15 protein-coding genes are annotated in these 17,235 nt (G+C 71.9%); 9 read left to right on the plus strand and 6 right to left on the minus strand.

Going from position 1 to position 17,235, the window contains the following annotated elements; genetic code table 11:
* Positions 1-58: 58 nt before the first annotated feature.
* Positions 59-3,220 carry an RICIN domain-containing protein gene (locus ACZ58V_RS32275; protein ID WP_471294473.1) on the minus strand — a complete coding sequence of 1,054 codons (3,162 nt, stop codon included), beginning with the start codon at positions 3,218-3,220 and terminating at the stop codon, positions 59-61.
* A gap of 217 nt (positions 3,221-3,437) precedes the next feature.
* Between ACZ58V_RS32275 and ACZ58V_RS32280 the strand changes: the two genes are divergently transcribed.
* The 4 genes from ACZ58V_RS32280 to ACZ58V_RS32295 are packed head-to-tail and all read left to right on the plus strand — an operon-like array spanning position 3,438 to position 8,985.
* Positions 3,438-4,979, plus strand: a complete 1,542-nt coding sequence (locus ACZ58V_RS32280; protein ID WP_471294475.1) for an ABC transporter substrate-binding protein — start codon at positions 3,438-3,440, stop codon at positions 4,977-4,979.
* A 13-nt stretch (positions 4,980-4,992) separates the two neighbouring features.
* Positions 4,993-5,919 (plus strand): ABC transporter permease, encoded by a 927-nt coding sequence (locus tag ACZ58V_RS32285; protein ID WP_471294477.1) that lies wholly within the window; start codon positions 4,993-4,995, stop codon positions 5,917-5,919.
* A 14-nt stretch (positions 5,920-5,933) separates the two neighbouring features.
* On the plus strand, positions 5,934-7,979 hold the full coding sequence (locus tag ACZ58V_RS32290; RefSeq protein ID WP_471294481.1) for a dipeptide/oligopeptide/nickel ABC transporter permease/ATP-binding protein: 2,046 nt from the start codon (positions 5,934-5,936) through the stop codon (positions 7,977-7,979).
* Complete coding sequence (locus ACZ58V_RS32295; protein ID WP_468195555.1) at positions 7,972-8,985, plus strand: ABC transporter ATP-binding protein; 1,014 nt, start codon at positions 7,972-7,974, stop codon at positions 8,983-8,985. The genes ACZ58V_RS32290 and ACZ58V_RS32295 overlap by 8 nt, the downstream gene beginning before the upstream one ends.
* A gap of 9 nt (positions 8,986-8,994) precedes the next feature.
* Here the strand turns inward: ACZ58V_RS32295 and ACZ58V_RS32300 are convergent, their stop codons facing one another.
* Positions 8,995-10,188 carry an XRE family transcriptional regulator gene (locus ACZ58V_RS32300; RefSeq protein WP_471294484.1) on the minus strand — a complete coding sequence of 398 codons (1,194 nt, stop codon included), beginning with the start codon at positions 10,186-10,188 and terminating at the stop codon, positions 8,995-8,997.
* A 292-nt stretch (positions 10,189-10,480) separates the two neighbouring features.
* On the opposite strand from ACZ58V_RS32300, the gene ACZ58V_RS32305 reads away from it, so the two are divergent.
* The 5 genes from ACZ58V_RS32305 to ACZ58V_RS32325 all read left to right on the plus strand — a co-directional run bounded on the left by ACZ58V_RS32305 (position 10,481) and on the right by ACZ58V_RS32325 (position 14,369).
* Positions 10,481-10,672: a hypothetical protein gene (locus ACZ58V_RS32305; protein WP_189727417.1), complete on the plus strand. Its 192-nt coding sequence runs from the start codon at positions 10,481-10,483 to the stop codon at positions 10,670-10,672.
* A gap of 107 nt (positions 10,673-10,779) precedes the next feature.
* Positions 10,780-11,355, plus strand: a complete 576-nt coding sequence (locus ACZ58V_RS32310; protein WP_471294486.1) for a MauE/DoxX family redox-associated membrane protein — start codon at positions 10,780-10,782, stop codon at positions 11,353-11,355.
* 70 nt (positions 11,356-11,425) lie between these two features.
* Positions 11,426-11,980 carry a thioredoxin domain-containing protein gene (locus ACZ58V_RS32315; protein ID WP_471294490.1) on the plus strand — a complete coding sequence of 185 codons (555 nt, stop codon included), beginning with the start codon at positions 11,426-11,428 and terminating at the stop codon, positions 11,978-11,980.
* On the plus strand, positions 11,977-13,884 hold the full coding sequence (locus ACZ58V_RS32320; RefSeq protein ID WP_468195566.1) for an ABC transporter ATP-binding protein: 1,908 nt from the start codon (positions 11,977-11,979) through the stop codon (positions 13,882-13,884). The genes ACZ58V_RS32315 and ACZ58V_RS32320 overlap by 4 nt, the downstream gene beginning before the upstream one ends.
* Positions 13,884-14,369, plus strand: a complete 486-nt coding sequence (locus tag ACZ58V_RS32325; protein ID WP_468195568.1) for a S26 family signal peptidase — start codon at positions 13,884-13,886, stop codon at positions 14,367-14,369. The genes ACZ58V_RS32320 and ACZ58V_RS32325 overlap by 1 nt, the downstream gene beginning before the upstream one ends.
* A 33-nt stretch (positions 14,370-14,402) precedes the next feature.
* Here ACZ58V_RS32325 and ACZ58V_RS32330 read toward each other — a convergent pair whose 3' ends face one another.
* The 4 genes from ACZ58V_RS32330 to ACZ58V_RS32345 all read right to left on the minus strand — a co-directional run bounded on the left by ACZ58V_RS32330 (position 14,403) and on the right by ACZ58V_RS32345 (position 17,155).
* Entirely contained in the window at positions 14,403-14,576 is a 174-nt protein-coding gene (locus ACZ58V_RS32330; protein WP_184586600.1) for a CsbD family protein, read from the minus strand.
* Positions 14,577-14,734: 158 nt separating this feature from the next.
* Entirely contained in the window at positions 14,735-15,088 is a 354-nt protein-coding gene (locus tag ACZ58V_RS32335; protein WP_468195570.1) for an antibiotic biosynthesis monooxygenase family protein, read from the minus strand.
* A 36-nt stretch (positions 15,089-15,124) separates the two neighbouring features.
* Positions 15,125-15,892, minus strand: a complete 768-nt coding sequence (locus tag ACZ58V_RS32340; RefSeq protein ID WP_468195573.1) for a class I SAM-dependent methyltransferase — start codon at positions 15,890-15,892, stop codon at positions 15,125-15,127.
* Between the two features lie 144 nt (positions 15,893-16,036).
* Positions 16,037-17,155 carry a serine hydrolase domain-containing protein gene (locus tag ACZ58V_RS32345; RefSeq protein WP_471294493.1) on the minus strand — a complete coding sequence of 373 codons (1,119 nt, stop codon included), beginning with the start codon at positions 17,153-17,155 and terminating at the stop codon, positions 16,037-16,039.
* Between the last annotated feature and the right edge of the window lie 80 nt (positions 17,156-17,235).

The raw sequence follows: 17,235 nt of genomic DNA on the forward strand, positions 1-17,235 counted from the left end.
GACGAACGCGGGGCGTGCCCATGCGGCACGCCCCGCGTTCTCGTGCGCCAGGGACAGGTCAGGATCGGGTCAGCTCGATCCGGTACTCCCGAGTCCGCGAGCCGTCCTCGCTGCTCACGGTCACGACGGCTGCTCGTGACGCCTCCTTGCGGACGGTCACGGTCGCGTACGGGTCACGGGACGTCGCGGTGATGTCCGCCCGGTCAGGGCGGTCGGAGGTCACGCGGTAGCTCGTCCGGTCCGGGTCGAAGCCGCCGACCGGCACACCGTCGACCTCGATCGAGGCGGCCCCGGCGTCCGAGGAGGTCCCCGCCGCCTTGGCGCGCAGCTCGATCTCTCCGAGGGTGATGTAGCCGCCCGGGCGTGCCGTCATGGCCACGCGTACCCCGGTCACCGGGCCGGTGGCGCGCACCGGGACGTCGACCACAGGTGTGCCCTCGGTGCCTACGGCGACCTCGTCGCTCGCGTCGGCCCAGGTGCCGTCGGCCCCGCGCGTCTGCACCTTGAGGGACTCCGCGAAACTGAGGTTGGCTCCGTCGCGGTGGAAGTGGGTCACGACCCGGGTCAGATCGCGCGCCTCGGGCAGGGTGAGGGTGATGGTGTCGGACGGGTTCTTCGAGCCTGATCTCCAGTTCGACCAGGCCTTCTCGGACGTGTTCCCGTTGCGCAGGCCCTCGGCGGAGTAGCCGCTCTCGGTGTACGTCGCGGCGGCCGTCACACCCTCGTCGAGGGCGGTGTTCGTCTCCCGGGGTGCGGTGACCTGGACGCGTACGGCCGCCGCTGCCGTCGTTCCGCCGGGGACCTGGGCGGTGCCGCGCAGGGTCACCACCCCGGCGTCGTCGAACGCGCCGTCGGGTGCGGCGTCCCAGATGACCGGGAGGCCGGCCGTTCCGCCGTGCCGTCCGACGCCGGTGACCATGGTGGGCAGGCCGGGGCGACCGCCGGTGTAGGTCTTGGCGCGGGCCGGGAGCGTCGAGGCGATGGTGTCCACGGTGACGACCGCTTCGGCCCGGACGGTCCGGCCGAGCGCGTCGGTCGCCCGGCCCTTGACCCGGACGGTTCCGGGCTTGCGCCACCGCGACTCGGAGGGCAGCGTCCATTGCACGGGGAGCGCTCCTCGGGCACCGTCCCGGTAGACGGGTGTCACGGTCCCGGGCAGTTCGGGCGTGCGGCCCGGGACGGTGAACGCCTTGGCCTGCTCTGTCCGGAGCACGGTCTCGTCGGTGACGGCCCACCGCTGGTTGGCGTTGGAGGTCGGGAGGAAGGCCGAAACGCGGGCGCCGTCCGCTGTCGACTGCCCGACGACGTCGAGCAGTCGGCCCGTGGCGGCGTTGACGAAGGTCCAGGTGCCGTCCCCCGTGGTCGACATGATCCACTGCCCGGCCGGGGTGTCGCTCTCCTCCAGCACCGCCTCGTTGTCGCGCACGGCGAGTCGCGTGCCCGTGGCGGCGTTGACGAGGGCGTAACGCTCACGATTGCCGTCGCCCCTGGTCAGCTGCTTCACGGACCACAGCTGGGACGTGGCGGCCGGATCGGCCGTCCGGACGACGACGCCGTCGCCTTCGCCGGACGGGGCCAGGGACTTGGCGCTCTGGGCTCCCTTGAGGCGGTAGACGTGGCCGGGCTGGACGAGTGCGGCGTCCTTGTCGGTACCCGAGACACCGTCGACGAGGAAGCTCGTGACCGACTTCGCGGGGACGGTCAGCGTGGCGGCATCGTCCTTCACCTTCACCGGTGTGCCGCGGACCAGGGCGCCGTCGGCGCTGGTCACGACGGGGGTCACCTTGGCGCCGGGTGCGACGCGCCCGAAGCGCGAGAGGTCGAGGGTCACGGCGCGCGGGGCCGTTCCGCTGTTGACGTGCACGACGGTCGCTCCGCGGCCGGACTTGCGAACGGCGGCGACGCTGGAGGGATCGTCGGCCTTCACGAAGTGGTCGCCGGGGCGGATGTGGTGGGTGAAGTTGCGCAGGGTGTGGAACTTGGTGTTGGCCCGGATCGGGCAGCTCTCCAGGGTGTCCTTCGCCGTGCAGTTGAACGGGATGTGGATGCTGCCCCAGTTCTTGCCCGCCTGTGCCTGGGGGATGGAGTCCTCCACGGGCTGCCACAACACCCAGGCGGACGGCTCCAGTTCACGGATGTCCTCGACGACCCGGGTGGCGATGCCGAGCCCCGGTTCCATGCCGGTGAAGTCGGTGCCGGTCCCCCAGGTGCCCTCCACCTCGCTCATCCAGAACGGCCGGTCGGCGGCCTTGGCGCTGTCGCGGGCGCTGGTGCGCATGCCGGTGCCGTAGGTGTGCACGTTGAGCTGGTCGACGGCCGCTCGGGCAGAGCTGTCGTAGGCGTTCCAGTTGCGGACGAAGGTGCTCGGGTTGGTCTCGTCCATGGCGGAGACGGTGGCGCGGGTCTTCGCCTTGTCGAGGGCGCGGCGCACGGCCAGCACGACCTTCTGCTGGAGTTCCGGGCCGGCGTGGGCGCCCTCCTGGCGGCCGCCGGTGGGTTGTCCGTCGGGGCCGATCTGGGTGCCCCAGTAGTTGGTGTTGGGCTCGTTGAGCGGGGCGAGGGTGTCGAACTTGATGCGGTGCTTCTTCTCCAGCTGCTCCGTCACCTTGACCAGGTAGGCGGCGAAGTCGTCGACTCGGTCCGGTCGTATCTGGTCGGTGTTGGCGTCGAAGCCGCCCGAGACATAGCCGCTGACGGTCTGGAACCAGGGCGGCGAGTTGCTGAAGGCCTCCCACTTGGTGATTTTGTTCTTGACCCGGTCCACCCACCAGCGCTGCCCGGGGTCGGCGGACCAGTCCCAGTGCTCGGGCTCGTCGGGGTTCCACCAGTCGGTGTCCTCCCTGGTGGTGCCCGCCGGGGCCTTCCAGAAGCCGTCCATCGTCGCGCCGGTCTTCATGTAGTCCTTGCGGACGTCGGGCGCGTTGCCACCGCCGATGTTGTAGCGCGCGATGTTGAGGCGGAGGCCGTCCTCGCCGAACAGCATCTCGGCGAGCTTCTGACGGATGGGTTCCGGGTAGCGGCCCGTGATGTTGGCGAACCAGACGAGGCTCGTCCCCCACCCTTCGAACTCCTGCTGCCGGTAGGACGGGTCGATCCGTACCGTGACCGCGCTGCCGGGCGGTTCGGCGGCAGCGGCAGGAGGCACGGTCACGAGTCCCGCGCCGAGGACGAGAGGGATGGCGACCGCCAAGGCCGGGGCGAGGCGATGTCTGCTGGACATGGATTCCCTTCGGGAGTGAACAGAACCGCGCAGAACCAATCGAGTTTCCCGAATGTTTTAGGACGGCAATCAACACGTCAAGAGGTGGGGCGAGTTGGGAACCGACGCACACCCCTTGACGCGTTCCGCCTCGCCACCCCAATAATGACCATCCACCTGCCGTCCACATATCTAAACGATGTTCTCTGTTGTGTACGCGAGCGAGCACGGAGGCGCAGTGACCGGTTTAGGCACCACCCGCAGTCATCCGATCGTCGCCTCCCTCGCCGCCCTGCTCGCCGTCTCCGGCTGCTCGGTGGCCGGTGCCGACCCCATCGGCGGCGGTCCGGACACCCTGCGCATCGTCCTGCCCGAGGAACCGCCGACTCTCGAACCCTGTGACGCCTCGCTGACCGCGACGGGCCGGGTCACACGGGCCAACATCACGGAGGCGCTCACCGAGCGCGAACCGTCCACCGGACGCCTGGAACCAGCCCTCGCCACCAAGTGGACCCGGGATGCGGCCACTTCGTGGACCTTCACCCTCCGCGAGGGTGTCACCTTCCACGACGGGACGCCCTTCACGGCGGCGGCCGCCGCCTTCTCCATCCGGCGCGCCACGGATTCCGGCATCGACTGCAACGTGGACGGCTACATCTTCGCGGACAGCGAGCTCACCGCCACACCCGTCGACGACACCACGCTCAGGGTCACCACGGCGAAACCCGACCCGATCCTGCCGCTGCGCCTGTCCTTCGTCGAGATCGTGCCGACGAGCACCGACCCCGACTCCCGGGTGCGCGAGCCGGTCGGCACAGGGCCCTACCGCATCGACGACTGGAACCAGGGCCGTCAGCTGCGGCTGAGAAGCTTCCCCGGCTACTGGGGCAAGGCTCCCGAGTTCGCCGCGGCCACCTACGTCTGGCGCGCCGAGGGCAGTGTGCGCGCGGCCATGGTGACGAACAACGAGGCGGACGTCGCGATCGGGCTCGCCCCCGAGGACGGGGCCGGTGACCGCGCGGTCGAGTTCGCCACCAACGAGGTGTCGTACCTGCGCATGGACGCCGCAAAGCCGCCCCTGGACGACCTCCGGATCCGGCAGGCCGTCAACTACGCGATCGACCGGGAGGGGCTGGTCACCGCGGTCTTCGCCGGCCGGCCCAGCGGGCAGCTCGTGTCGAAGGGCGTCACCGGCTACAACCCGCGCATCAAGCCATGGCCGTACGACCCGGAACGGGCCCGAAAGCTCGTCGCCGAGGCCCGCGCCGACGGAGTCCGCACCGGCACCACCATCACCCTCATCGGCCGCAACGGCATCTACCCGAAGGCCGCCGAGGCGATGGAGGTCGTCCAGGACGGTCTGATCAAGGCCGGGCTGAAGGTCAGGATCAAGATGCTCGACGTCAACGCCTGGCTGGAGTACCTGCTGCGTCCCTTCCCCGCCGGCGACACCGGCCCCACTCTGCTCCAGGCCCAGCACGGCAACCAGGCGGGCGACGCCGCCTTCACGATGGGACAGATCTACGGCAGTGAGGGCGCCCAGAGCAGCTACGGAACCGGCGCGCTCGACACGCTCATCGAGCAGGCGCAGCTCGCCTCGGGCGGAAAACGGCAGAAGGCGTTCGCGGACGCGTTCACCCATCAGAACGACGAGGTCGTGCGGGACGCCGTCATGGCCAACATGACCGGACTGCTGTCCCTCTCCCCCAAGGTCCGCTACCGGCCCGACTCGGCCACCAACGACGAGATGCGGCTCGCCGACATGCGCCGCGCGGACTGAGGGAGGACATCACGTGCTGACCTTGCTGCGCCGCCGCGCGGTCTCCAGTGTCCTCCCGCTGCTCGTGGTGGTCCTCGGAGTCTTCTTCCTGGCCCGCCTCACGGGGGACCCCGCCAACCTGTATCTGCCGCTGAGCGCGACGCCCGAGATGCGGGCCGAGTTCTCCGCCCGCAACGGCCTGGACGACCCGCTGATCACCCAGTTCGGCGACTATCTCGCCCAGGTCGCCCACCTCGACTTCGGTGAGTCGCTGCGCACCGCCCAGCCGGCGGGCGAGGCCGTCCTGCGGGCCTTCCCCGCGACCCTCCAGCTGGCGGGCTGGACCATGCTGCTCGCCATCCTGGGCGCGGTGGTCATCGGCAGTCTGGCGGCCTACCGCCCGAACTCGGCGACCGACCGGATCGCGAGCTTCCTGTCCTCCACGGCCGCCAGCGTCCCCGACTTCTGGGTCGCCATCATGGGCGTGCTGGTCTTCGCGGTCACCCTGGGCTGGCTGCCCACCTCCGGCACGAGCGGCGCGGCGGCGTGGGTCCTGCCCGTGGCCACGCTGTTCATCCGCCCGTTCGGTGTGCTGGTCCAGGTGGTGCGGGGCGCCATGGTCTCGGCGCTGTCCGCCCCGTATGTGAAGGTGGCGCGCGGCAAGGGGGCCTCCGAACTCCGGGTGGTCTTCGGGCACGCCCTGCGCAATGCCGCCGCACCGGCGCTGACCGTCGCGGGCGATCTGGCCGTGGGGCTGGTCAACGGGGCGGTCGTCGTCGAGACGATCTTCGGCTGGCCCGGCATCGGCAAGCTCATGATCGACTCGGTGCTGCAGCGCGACTTCGCGGTGCTTCAGGCGGCCGTGCTCCTGACCGCCCTGGCGATCTTCGCCCTCAACATCCTGGTCGACCTCTGCCACGCGCTCCTCGACCCGCGGGTACGGCAGCGGGCGACGGCATGAGCCAAGGACGGGACATGCTTCAAGAAGCCACATCCCAGAAGGACGGTACGACAGTACGGCGGCGCTGGTTCGCCCTGTTGCTCCGGGACCGGTTCGCCTGCGCCGCGGCCCTGCTCCTGTTCCTGGTCGCGCTGAGCGCCGTACTGGGGCCGCTCCTGGCCGGGGATCTGGCGACCCGTCAGAATCTGCGGGACCCGGGCCGGCCTCCCTTCGGTCTCGACCACGGCTGGGCCTTCGTGCTCGGCAGCGACTCCCTCGGCCGGCCCGTCGCCGCGCGGCTGCTGGCCGCGGCCGGGACGACCCTGGCCGTGGCGGTGCCCGCCGTGCTGTGCTCGCTGGTCATCGGCTCGGTGTGGGGCATGTGGGCGGGCTATCACGGTGGTTGGCGCGAGAGCGTGTCGCTGCGGGTGGCCGATGTGATCCTCAGCTTCCCGTCGCTGCTGCTGGCCGTGGTCGTGCTGTACGTGTTCTCCCCGAGTGCCGCGAGCATCGTGCTGGTGCTGGCCGTCGCCCGGATCCCCGTGTATCTCCGTACCGCCCGGGCCGAGGCCGCGGAGTTGCGCAGCCGGCTGTTCATGGACGCGGCCCGGACGTTCGGCACAGGCAGCTGGGCGGCCATCCGGCGCCATGTCGCGCCGAGCGTGCTGCCCACGCTGCTCACCGTCGCCGCGCTCGACTTCTGCTTCGTGATGCTGGCCGAGTCCTCGCTGAGCTTTCTGGGCATCGGCATTCAACCGCCGGACGTGAGCTGGGGGTTGATGGTCGCCCAGGGGCGGCAGGAGTTGCAGAGCGCGTGGTGGATCGCGCTCTTTCCGGGGCTCGCGATCGTCGTCACGACCGTGTCGGCGACCGTTCTCGCCTCCTGGGCCCGGCTGACGACGGATCCGGGGCAGCGGTGGCGGCAGGGGCTCGGGCGGCGTGCCCGGGGGCCGCGTGCGGCGGGCGGGGACGGCAGTGGTTCGGTGGCGGGGAGCGCGGCCGCTGCCGGCGACCGTACGGCGAGCGCGAGCGATGCGGTGCCCGCCGCCCCGTCCACGGTCACCGCCGCCCCGGTGGACAGCGACCGCACCGAGGGCTTGTCTCCGGGCGGCGTCCTGGTCGTGGACGACCTGTCCGTCGACGTGCACACCCCGGCGGGGCCGGTGCATGTCGTCCGCGGCGTGAGCTTCGCCGTGCGGTCGGGCGAGACGCTGGCGCTGCTGGGCGAGTCGGGGTGCGGCAAGAGCATGACCGCACACGCCGTCGCCGGTCTGCTCGACCCGGTCGCCGAGGTGGTGGGCGGGCAGGTCAGGCTCGACGGCGAGGATCTGCTCGGGCTCGGAGCACGGGCCAGGCGCCGGCTGGCCGGCCCGGGTCTGGCCATGGTCTTCCAGGACGCGCTCAGCGCGCTCAACCCCGTCCACACGGTCGGAGCGCAGCTGGCCGAGCCGTTCCGCATCCACGAGGGCATGTCCCGGCGCGTGGCGCGGGCCAAGGCGGTGGAACTGATGGAACGCGTGGGCATCCCGGAGGCCCGCTCCCGGGCGGACGCCTATCCGCACCAGTTCTCGGGAGGCATGCGGCAACGCCTCCTCATCGCGACGGCGGTCGCCCTGCGGCCGAAGGTCCTGATCGCCGACGAGCCCACTACGGCCCTGGATGTCACTGTGCAGGCACAGATCATGGACCTGCTCGGCGAGTTGCGGGGCGAGCAGCGGACGGCGCTCGTCCTCATCACGCACGACCTCGGGCTCGCCGCCGAGCACGCGGACCGGGTAGCCGTCATGTACGCGGGGACGGTGGTGGAGACCGGGCCGGTGGCCGAGGTGTTCGGCCGGCCCCACCACCCGTACACCCGGGGCCTGTTGGAGTCGGTGCCGGCCGAGCAGCACCGGGGCTCCCGCCTGACGTCGATTCCCGGGAGCCCGCCGGACCCGGCCGCGGTGCCGGCCGGCTGCGCTTTCCGTACGCGCTGTCCCCTGGCCCAGGAGCGGTGCGTGACCCACCGTCCGGCGCTGACCGGCACCGGATCCGGCCGGGCCGCCGCCTGCCACTTCGGGAAGGAACTGGCCGATGCCTGAACGCGGGACCCTGCTGGAGGCCGCCGGTCTGGCCAAGAGCTTCACCGTCCGGCGGACCGTGCGCGGCGGCACCCGGCTGCGGGCCCTGGACGGGGTGGACCTGGTTCTCGGGCGCGGGGAGACCCTGGGCCTCGTCGGCGAGTCCGGCTGCGGCAAGTCCACGCTGGCCAGGCTCCTCCTGCGGCTGGAGCGTCCCGACGCGGGCACCGTGCGGTACGAGGGCGTCGACCCGTTCGCGTTGTCGGGTGCGGAGCTGCTCGCCTGGCGGCGGAAGGTGCAGATGGTCTTCCAGGATCCGTTCGGTTCGCTCAACCCCCGCCTCAGCGCGGCGGATCTCATCGGGGAGCCCTGGCTGACCCATCGCGACCTCGTCCCCCCGTCCCAGCGGGCGGCGCGTGTCGCCGAACTGCTGGAGATGGTCGGCCTGCGCGCCTCGGACGCGGCCCGCCACCCGCACGAGTTCTCCGGCGGTCAGCGGCAGCGGATCGGTATTGCCCGGGCCCTGGCGCTGGAACCCGAAGTGATCGTCTGCGACGAACCCGTCTCCGCGCTGGACCTGTCGGTCCAGGCTCAGGTGCTCAACCTCCTGTGCGACCTGCGGGACGAGCTGGGGCTGTCGTACGTGTTCATCTCGCACGACCTGTCCGTGGTGCGGCACCTCGCCGACCGGGTCGCCGTGATGTACCTCGGCAGGATCGTGGAGACGGGCCCGACGGAGGAGGTCTACGAGCGGCCGCGCCACCCGTACACGGAGGCGCTGCTGTCGGCGGCCCCTTCGCCTGTGACCGGCAGCGGTCGCCGGCGGGAACGCATCGTGCTCACCGGCGAGATCCCGTCTCCTGCGGACCCGCCGTCCGGTTGCCGGTTCCGGACCCGGTGCCCTCGGGCGCGTGACCTGTGCGCCGAAGCCGCACCCGAGCCTCCGCCGGGTGCGCCCCTCCACGGCGCGGCATGCCACTTCCCTCTGGAGGAGACACCTGAGGGGACACCCGCGGTCACGGCTTGACGGGTGCTGTCATTCGACGGCGTCCACCAGGAACTCCTGGTCCCGAGCCCCCGTGCACCGCTGCTGGGCGATCTCGGCGCCAGCCGCCCGGTCGTCGGCGCCGTTGATGCCGAGGCACATCCCGTTCTGCACGACGTGGATCCGATAGCCATCGGCCTCGGAGCCTCCGGCTGGGTCGAAGTAGAAGTGCTGACTGGTGCGGTCCGCCGAGCAGCTCTCCCAGGGCCAGGGTTCGAGCAGTCCCTCGACGACATGGCCGCTGCCCAGCGCGGTGAGACAGCCGTCGCCATACACCGGGTGGCGCCACTGGATGTAGTACGAGCCCGTGGTGCCGACCGACACCAGTGACAGGTCGGGCGGTGTGGCGTCGGCACAGGGGCGCTGGACGGCGACCTGGCTCCGGTAGCGCCCCTTGCGGTCGTGGCCCTCGGTGACGCACAGCTTGGGGGCCAGGGCCGGGCGGATCCGGGAGGGTCCTGGTGGCGGGCCCTCGACGTCGGTGGTCGAGGAGGGGACCGCGGAAGGGTCCAGGCGTGGTCCGGCACCGGCCGCGCGCGTTCCCGTGCCCCGGTCGCTCGTCTCGCCGGGCAGCAGCGCCCAGGCTCCGACGGCGGCGAGCAGGAGCGCGGCGACGGCGCACGCGGCCAGGACTCGTCGGTTCTTCACCCGGCCCGCGACGGGGTCGGCGACCGGGCGCACGGCTGGGGGCCCGGTGGGGTGCTCCGCGGTCGAGGCGGGTGTCGGACCGGGCGTCGGGGCATCGGCGGCGTGTGCCGGGTGATCGCCCGCGTGCGTCGGGCTGTCGTGCCCGGGTTTCTGTCCGTCGTGCGCGGGTGTCGACCTGTCGTCCAAGGGTGTCTGCCCGTTGTGAGCGGGCGCCGACCCGCCGTCCACGGGCGTGGCCCCGTCGTCCGCTTCCGGCGGCTCGGCGGCGGCCAGCCGGTCCCTTGCCTCCAGCCAGACGGCGGGATCCTCGTTTCCTCCGCACGCGCGGACGAACGCGACGACCACCTCGGCTCGCGGCAGCGAGTCGCGGCGCAGCGCGTCGGCCACGGTGCTGCGCGCGAGCACGTCACCGCGCCGTTCCGCGTTCGCTTCCAACTGCCGGTAGGTCAGGCCGGCCTGTTCCTTGAGCCATCGCAAGCAGGCGACGAACTCCGCGGCGCTGCGCGCCTCGTGCGGCAACGGACGCTGTCTCCCCATGTCCGGCCATCCTCGTCGTGCCTCTGGCAACGGACAATCCGGAATTCTGCCAATCCCCGTCCCGTCACTCTCGTGTTCCGGACACCGCCGCAGCGGTGCCGGACAGGACCCGGACAGGGCCGCGAACAGCCCGGACAGCGCCGGCCGCGTCCGGGACACCCGAAGTCCCTGGTGCCCGGAATGCTCGTCCGCCCAGGCTGGGTGCCCTGCCGGTCGAGCCCGTCCGAGGCCGACCTGCCGAATCAACCGCCCCGTGCGTCACGGGGACCACTCGACGAAAGGACATCGCCCGATGAAGTCGATTCGTACTCTCGCCGACCGGATGCTGGACCGCCTGCTGCCGCGGGAGACCGCCGGGGCGTGCGAGTGGTGGTACCGCTGCATCCGCAACCAGCCCTGTTCTTCCCACAACCAGTACACGCAGCGCGTCTGGTCGTGCGATCTGAACCGCCGCGAGTTCGTGCGGTGCGGCTGCACGTCGTAAGGACGGCCCTGTTCCAGGCGGCCGGGCCTCCGGTGGGGGGCGAGGCCCGGCCGCCGTTCTCCGTTCTCCGATCTCTGATCTCCGGTTTTTCCTCGCGAGGAGCATCCGTGACCTTCCTTTCGATGACATGCCAGGCCCTGCTCGCGCTGGTCTTCGCGATCGCCTGTGTGAGCAAGGCGCGCGGCCGGGCGTCGTTCGCGGGGTTCACGGACGCCGTCGTGGCACTGGGGCGCGTGTCCCGCCTCCGGGCGGTCTGGGTGGCGGCCGGGATCATCGCCCTCGAGGGCGCGACCGTGCTGTTGCTCCTCGTGCCGGGGTGGGGCAGCGCGGGGCTGTGGGTGGCAGCGGTCCTGCTGACCGGCTTCACGTACGCCGTCGCCCGCGCCCTGCGAGACGGCACCGCGGTCGCGTGCCGCTGCTTCGGGGCGTCCAGCGATCACGCCCCGGGACCGGCCCAACTCGTCCGCAACGCCCTGCTGCTCGCCGCCGTCGCGTTGGCCGTGCCAGGGGTACCGGGCGCCGGTTCCCTGTCCTGGCAGGGCTGGTTCGCGGCCTGGCTGATCGGCGCCGTGTCTGCCGTGGTCGTGGTGACCGGGGACGAAGTGGTCGCGCTGTTGCGTCCCGCGCATCAGGTCCCTGTCCCCGCCGCCCGCCCGCCCGCCCGCACGCACGAGGCCGTCTGATCCACCGTGATTCGCCAAGTCGCCAAGTCACCAAGTCGTCTTCTGCTCCGCCTATCCGGAGAGGCCCACCATGGTCTACCTGGCCGTCGCCCTCGTGGCTGTCGCCGCCCTGTGCACCTGGGATCTGTTGCTGACCCTCGCCGTCCTCCGCAGACTCCGCGACCGGCCCCACAGCACCATGGGGGCCGACTCGGGCGGCATCCCCGTGGGGGCGACCGTGGGTTCCTTCGCCACGCGCTGCGCGGAGGGCGCCCCGCTCACCGAGAGGGACATCGCCGACGGGGCCCTGGTGGCGTTCTTCACCACCGGCTGCCTGCCGTGCCGCAACAAGCTGCCCGCCTTTGTCGAGGCGGCCAGGACGATGGGTGGTCGTCGCCAGGTGATCGCCGTCGTCGTGTCGCCCGGTGCCACGCCGGACGAGACGGCGGAGGCCGAGAGCTTGGCACGTCAACTCGCCCCCGTCGCACGGGTGCTGGTGGAGGAATCCGACGGCCCCTGCACCGCGGCCTTCGGCGTCACGGCCTTTCCCTCCCAGTTCGCCGTCGCGGCCGCGGGCGGAACGGCGCCCACCGTGCTGGCCGTGGAAAACGCGGCGCTCACCGCCTCGCCGGTCGGGTCGGCATGAGCGGCACACCCGCCGGCGCCGCCCGTACGCCGGACCGCCCTGGCCGTGCTCCCGCCACTCCCGGCGCCCGGGACCTGGGCCGTGCCCTGGGCCTGGCGCTCCGGCTCGCGTTCCGCTCGTCCCCGTGGGTGCTGGCGAGCCATCTCGCCGTGACCCTGGTGTCGGCCGCCGCGCCCGTCGCGGCCACCTGGCTGGTCAAGGACATCCTCGACACGCTCACCTCGGGAGCGTCGGGAACGTCCACCGCCGGAATCGCCGCTCCGGCGGCCGCCCTGGCCGCCATCAGCACGGTGGCCGCCGTAGCCCCTCAGCTCACCGGCTATCTGCGCGCCCGGATGATGCGCGCGACCAGCCTGCGCGCCCACGAGGACCTGCACGCGGCCGTCGACACCTTCACCGGGCTGCGCCGGTTCGAACACCCCGAGTTCCTGGACCAGTTGCGGCTGGCGCAGCAGGCGGGGGGACTCGCCCCGTCCCAGGTGGTCGAAGGGGCGGCCGGTCTGACCCGCAGCGCCGTGCTGCTGGCCGGGTTCGTCGGGTCCCTCGCGGTCCTCGACCCGTTCCTGGCCGCCGTGGTGTCCCTCTCCGGCATTCCGGTGCTCTGGGCGGAGATCACACTCAGCCGCAGACGCGCACGCACGTTCTGGGACATCAGCCCTTCCGAGCGCCGGGAGATCTTCTACGCGACCCTTCTCACCAGCGTCGAAGCCGCCAAGGAGATCCGGCTCTACGGTGCCGGGGGCTTCCTGCGGGGCCGGATGATGAGCGAGCGCCGTACCGCCGACGTCCTGCGGGAACGGATGGACCGCAGTGAACTGCGCATCCAGTCTGCGCTCCAGACCGCCGCCGCCGTCCTCGCCGGGGCCGGTCTGCTGTGGGCGGTCGGGGCCGCCTCGCGCGGGGCGATGACCGTCGGCGACGTCTCCATGCTGCTGGCCGCGATCCCCGCCGTGCAGAGCGGCATCGGCGGACTGGCCGGTGAACTGGGCCAGGCGCACCACTCGCTGGTGATGTTCGACCACTACGTCACCATCGTCCGGCTCGGCCCCGACCTGCCCGCTGCGCACCGGCCCCGCCCGGCGGGCCCGCTGCGCGAGGCGATCGAGATCCAGGACGTCTGGTTCCGCTACGAGGACGAACTGCCCTGGGTACTGCGGGGCGTGGACCTGCGTATCGAACGCGGCACGGCACTCGCCCTGGCGGGCGTCAACGGCTCCGGAAAGTCCACACTGGTCAAGCTCCTGTGCCGGTTCTACGACCCCACACGCGGACGCATCCTGTGGGACGGCACCGACCTGCGCGACATCCCGGCGGCCGAACTGCGCGCACGCGTCGCCGCCACGTTCCAGGACCCGATGCGCTACGACCTCACCGCCCGGGAGAACATCGCCATCAGCGAGCTGACCGCGCTCGAGGCACCCCGGCGCTGCGAGGAGGCGGCGCGGCTGGCCGGCATGCACGAGGATCTCGCCCGGCTGCCGGGCGGCTACGCCACCATGCTGAGCCGGACCTTCCGCTCGGGTGAGGGCGACGGCAGCGGGAGCGGGGTCCAGTTGTCCGGCGGACAGTGGCAACGGATGGGCCTGGCCCGGTCGTTCCTGCGTGCGGACGCGGATCTGCTGATCCTGGACGAGCCCAGTTCGGGCCTCGACCCGGCGGCCGAGTACGAGATCCACGCCCGGCTGCGCGAACGCCGTGCCGGGCGGACCAGCGTGCTGATCTCCCACCGGCTCGGCGCGGTCAAGGACGCCGACGTCATCGCCGTCCTGGAGGACGGGCAGGTCCGCGAACTCGGCGACCACCGGCGGCTCCTCGCCCGCGGCGGCACCTACCACCGGTTGTTCACACTCCAGTCCAGCGGCTACCGGGACGAGCCGGCCGAGGCGGAGGAGGCATGCCCGTGATGCCGATGAGCTTGGCGGGTCCGGCGGCAGTGGTCCTGACGGTCGGGGTGCTCGCCCTCGTCCTGCGCAGGTGCTGCGTACTGCTCGATGTCAGCGGGGGCAGTATGCGTCCGGCCTTCGCGGACGGGGACCGGCTGCTGGCCACCAGGCTGCCGGTGCGCCTGGTGCACGTCATGTCCCTGATGCGGGTGGTACGACGCGGAACAGTGGTGGCGATCAGGCTGAAGCCGGCCCCCGGCCCGCGCACCGCCGACTCCGCATCACCCACGTGCATGATCAAGCGGGTCGCGGCTCTTCCGGGCCAAGCGGTTCCGGGGGCGGAGAAGGTGCCCGCCGGGCACGTCTACGTCCTGGGCGACCATCGCGCGACCAGCTGGGATTCACGGCATGCCGGGCCGATTCCCTACGAGCGGCTCACGGCCGTGGTCGTCTGCCGGGTCCGCCGCGGTGACACTAGCACCGCGGGGCTCCCGACGGGCACGTGAAAGGGGCCCTGCCGCGGCAGGGCCCCCACGGGCTCAGTGTTTGAAGACGTCCTTGGTCTTCTCCTTGGCCTGCCGGGCGTCTCCCTTGGACTGCTCCGCCCGGCCCTCGGCCGTCAGCCGCTCGTTACCCACCGCACGGCCGATCGTCTCCTTGGCCTTTCCCTTGGCCTGCTCGGCCTTCGCCTTTGACTTCTGCTCTCCAGCCACGATTCGCTCACTCCAAGTCGGGTCCGACTTCGGGGTCACCTGCCGAGTGACCTCGGGAGGGACGGCCAAACGTGCCCTACGGCGTACTGATGGGCCCGAACGGTAAGGATGTGTCACCCACAGTCATCACGCGCGTCGACGGCCAGGCTCTGCGGGACCTACGCCCGTGTGAACCCGTGGCTCCGCTCCACTTTCGCCACATGCAGCGTGTAGCTCTGGTACCACTCGGCTTGCCCGCGCTTCTGTGCCGCGCGGTGCTCGGCGTTGTTCCGCCACTCCGTGAGGGCGTCGGCGTCGCGGAAGTACCCGACGGTGATGCCCAGCCCGGCAGGAGTCTGCGCGTGGTCCATCCCCAGGAACCCGGGGACGCCCTTCACCAGGTCTTCCATGCGTGCCGCGGTCTCGCTGTAGCCGCTCTGGTCCTGAGTTCGCACCGTAGTGAAGACAGCCACGTAATAGGGGGGCTCAAAGGCCTCGACGGGCGTGACAGGCGCTCCGGAGTGACTGCTCATGGCGTCACTGTAAGGCAGCCTCACCGGGGGCAGGGCTCATGCCCGGCGAATCGCGTACCCCAGATACGTCACCACCGGGCTGCCCTCCGGCTCGAGCACCATGTCGACGAGCTCCGGCAGCTGATCGTCGGTCAGCGCGCCACGCCGGCGCCCGTACGTCGCGCGCACCAGGTCGCGTGCGTCGCGCGGCTTGAACGCCGAGACGTCCCTCGCGGACAGCCCCGCCCGGTCGAGGGACTCGGCAAGCTCCACCGGGCGGCGCAGCCGGTGCGCGGCGTATCGGCCCCGGGGCATGATCCGTGTTCCCGGGAAGGCCTGGAAGGCACCGAGGTAGACGAGGCGGGACACGGCGGTGCGGTTCACCGTGTCGTAGACGAAGGCCGCGCCGGGGCGCAGCACGCGCGCCGCCTCCCTGAGGACGACGTCCGGCCGTTCGGTGATCTCGAGGGTGTCGGCGCAGTACACGAGGTCGAAGGAGTCGTCGGGGACGTCGAGTTGCTCCGCGGGCGTCGTCAGGTAGGTGACGCCCAGCCCGTCGTCCGCGTCCAGGGCCAGGGCCGTGGCGGCGGGGGACGGATCGGCGGCGACGGCCTCGAAGCCGAGCCGGGCGAAGCCGCGGGCCAGCAGGCCGCGCCCGCTGCCGACGACGAGCGCCCGGCTGCCGGCCGCCGCGAGGCTCAGCTCCCCGAGTACGCGCCCCAGGTACTCCATCCGTACGGACTGGAAGGTCAGGGCCCGGATGTGGCGGCCGTCGACGGCAGCGGGTCCGGCCGCGTCGAGTGCGATGTGCGGGGCGGTGCGCATGGCAGGCTCCCTCGGCGCTCAGGGTCACATTCCCTGAGCGAACGTAACATCGACGAGTTCCTCGCCGCGCGGCTGACCCGACTGGTCGAGGAGGGCGTGCTCCCGCGCGATCCGTTCCAGGTCAGCCCGCCCGGCCACGGAGACTCACCCGGGCCGTCTGCCCGGCTGAGGCGCACAGGGCCGCACCGCCGACGACACCTCGGCCAGGAGCCGCTCCACCTCGCTCCCCCAGCGTGAGGCGATCACCAGGTCGCGTGCCGGGTCCACCCACAGCAGGTGGCTGCCGCCGTTGCCGCGGGCGCAGCGGCCTGTGCGCGGGGCCCGGGGCCATACCGTGCCGTGGTCGTTGAGCCACCAGGACAGGCCGTACTCGGGCTTCACCGGGCAGGGCGTCCACAGGTCCTCGATCCAGCGGCGCGACACGACCTGACGCCCGCCCCACCGCCCGTCCCGCAGGCAGAGCCGGCCGATGCGGGCCAGGTCCAGGGCGCTGATCCACAGTCCCCCGCCCCAGTGCGCGCCGCCGGAGACCACCGGCACCTCGGCGCCGTCGAGGGCGATCACCGCGTGGTCGTAGCCGTGCCAGGACCAGCCGTCGGAGGCACCGGTCGGGGCCATGACGCGCTCGCGCAGCACGTCAGGCAGGGGGCGGCGGAGCAGGACCGTGAGCGCCAGGGCGGTCAGGTTGACGCGCACGTCGTTGTAGGCCCAGCCGGCGCCGGGAGGTCCGCCAGCCGACTCGGTCCCCTCGCGGGTGCTCTGTGCGTCCACCCAGGTCGGCTTGGACCACAGCTCACCCTCCCACTGGCTGGTCTGGTCCAGCAGGTGGCGCCAGGTGATCGCCTGCCCGTGGGGGGTGTCGAACTCGGGCAGGTCCACGGTCCTCGACACCGGCTCGTCAAGGCGCAGCGCCCCGTCGTCGTAGGCGATGCCCGCCACCAGCGACAGCACGCTCTTCGTGGCGCTGAAGGCCATCTCGGCGCGCGTGGGGTCGCCCCACGAGGCGAGGACCGTGCCCGCCCGGACCACGACACCGCCGGCTCCCTGCCCGTCGAGGAGCGGGCCGATGACCTCGCGGTGCGACGCGTCGGACACCTGGGCGGCGAGATACGACGCCATGTCGTCGATGCCCGCCACCGGTCGCGCCGCCTGTGCGCGCACGGCCCGCGCGAGTGCCGCCGCGTCCACTCCCTCCCAAGGGTCCTGGGTCCGGTCGCCGTTCTCCAGGACCTCTCCGTCGTATCGCGATGTCACCGCGTCCACGTCCACGCCCATCCTCCGCCGCCTGTCGGCACCTGTGTCCTCTGTTCGGCCGCCCAGCATGTCGAGCGAGCGGTCCGGTT

Source organism: Streptomyces sp. NPDC040589, from assembly GCF_055594445.1.

Excerpts from the sequence above, each read along its gene's own strand:
- ACZ58V_RS32275 (WP_471294473.1), bottom strand. The coding sequence starts at position 3,220 with ATGTCCAGCAGACATCGCCTCGCCCCGGCCTTGGCGGTCGCCATCCCT.
- ACZ58V_RS32290 (WP_471294481.1), top strand. The coding sequence starts at position 5,934 with ATGCTTCAAGAAGCCACATCCCAGAAGGACGGTACGACAGTACGGCGG.
- ACZ58V_RS32295 (WP_468195555.1), top strand. The coding sequence starts at position 7,972 with ATGCCTGAACGCGGGACCCTGCTGGAGGCCGCCGGTCTGGCCAAGAGC.
- ACZ58V_RS32300 (WP_471294484.1), bottom strand. The coding sequence starts at position 10,188 with ATGGGGAGACAGCGTCCGTTGCCGCACGAGGCGCGCAGCGCCGCGGAG.
- ACZ58V_RS32305 (WP_189727417.1), top strand. The coding sequence starts at position 10,481 with ATGAAGTCGATTCGTACTCTCGCCGACCGGATGCTGGACCGCCTGCTG.
- ACZ58V_RS32315 (WP_471294490.1), top strand. The coding sequence starts at position 11,426 with ATGGTCTACCTGGCCGTCGCCCTCGTGGCTGTCGCCGCCCTGTGCACC.
- ACZ58V_RS32320 (WP_468195566.1), top strand. The coding sequence starts at position 11,977 with ATGAGCGGCACACCCGCCGGCGCCGCCCGTACGCCGGACCGCCCTGGC.
- ACZ58V_RS32325 (WP_468195568.1), top strand. The coding sequence starts at position 13,884 with ATGCCGATGAGCTTGGCGGGTCCGGCGGCAGTGGTCCTGACGGTCGGG.
- ACZ58V_RS32335 (WP_468195570.1), bottom strand. The coding sequence starts at position 15,088 with ATGAGCAGTCACTCCGGAGCGCCTGTCACGCCCGTCGAGGCCTTTGAG.
- ACZ58V_RS32340 (WP_468195573.1), bottom strand. The coding sequence starts at position 15,892 with ATGCGCACCGCCCCGCACATCGCACTCGACGCGGCCGGACCCGCTGCC.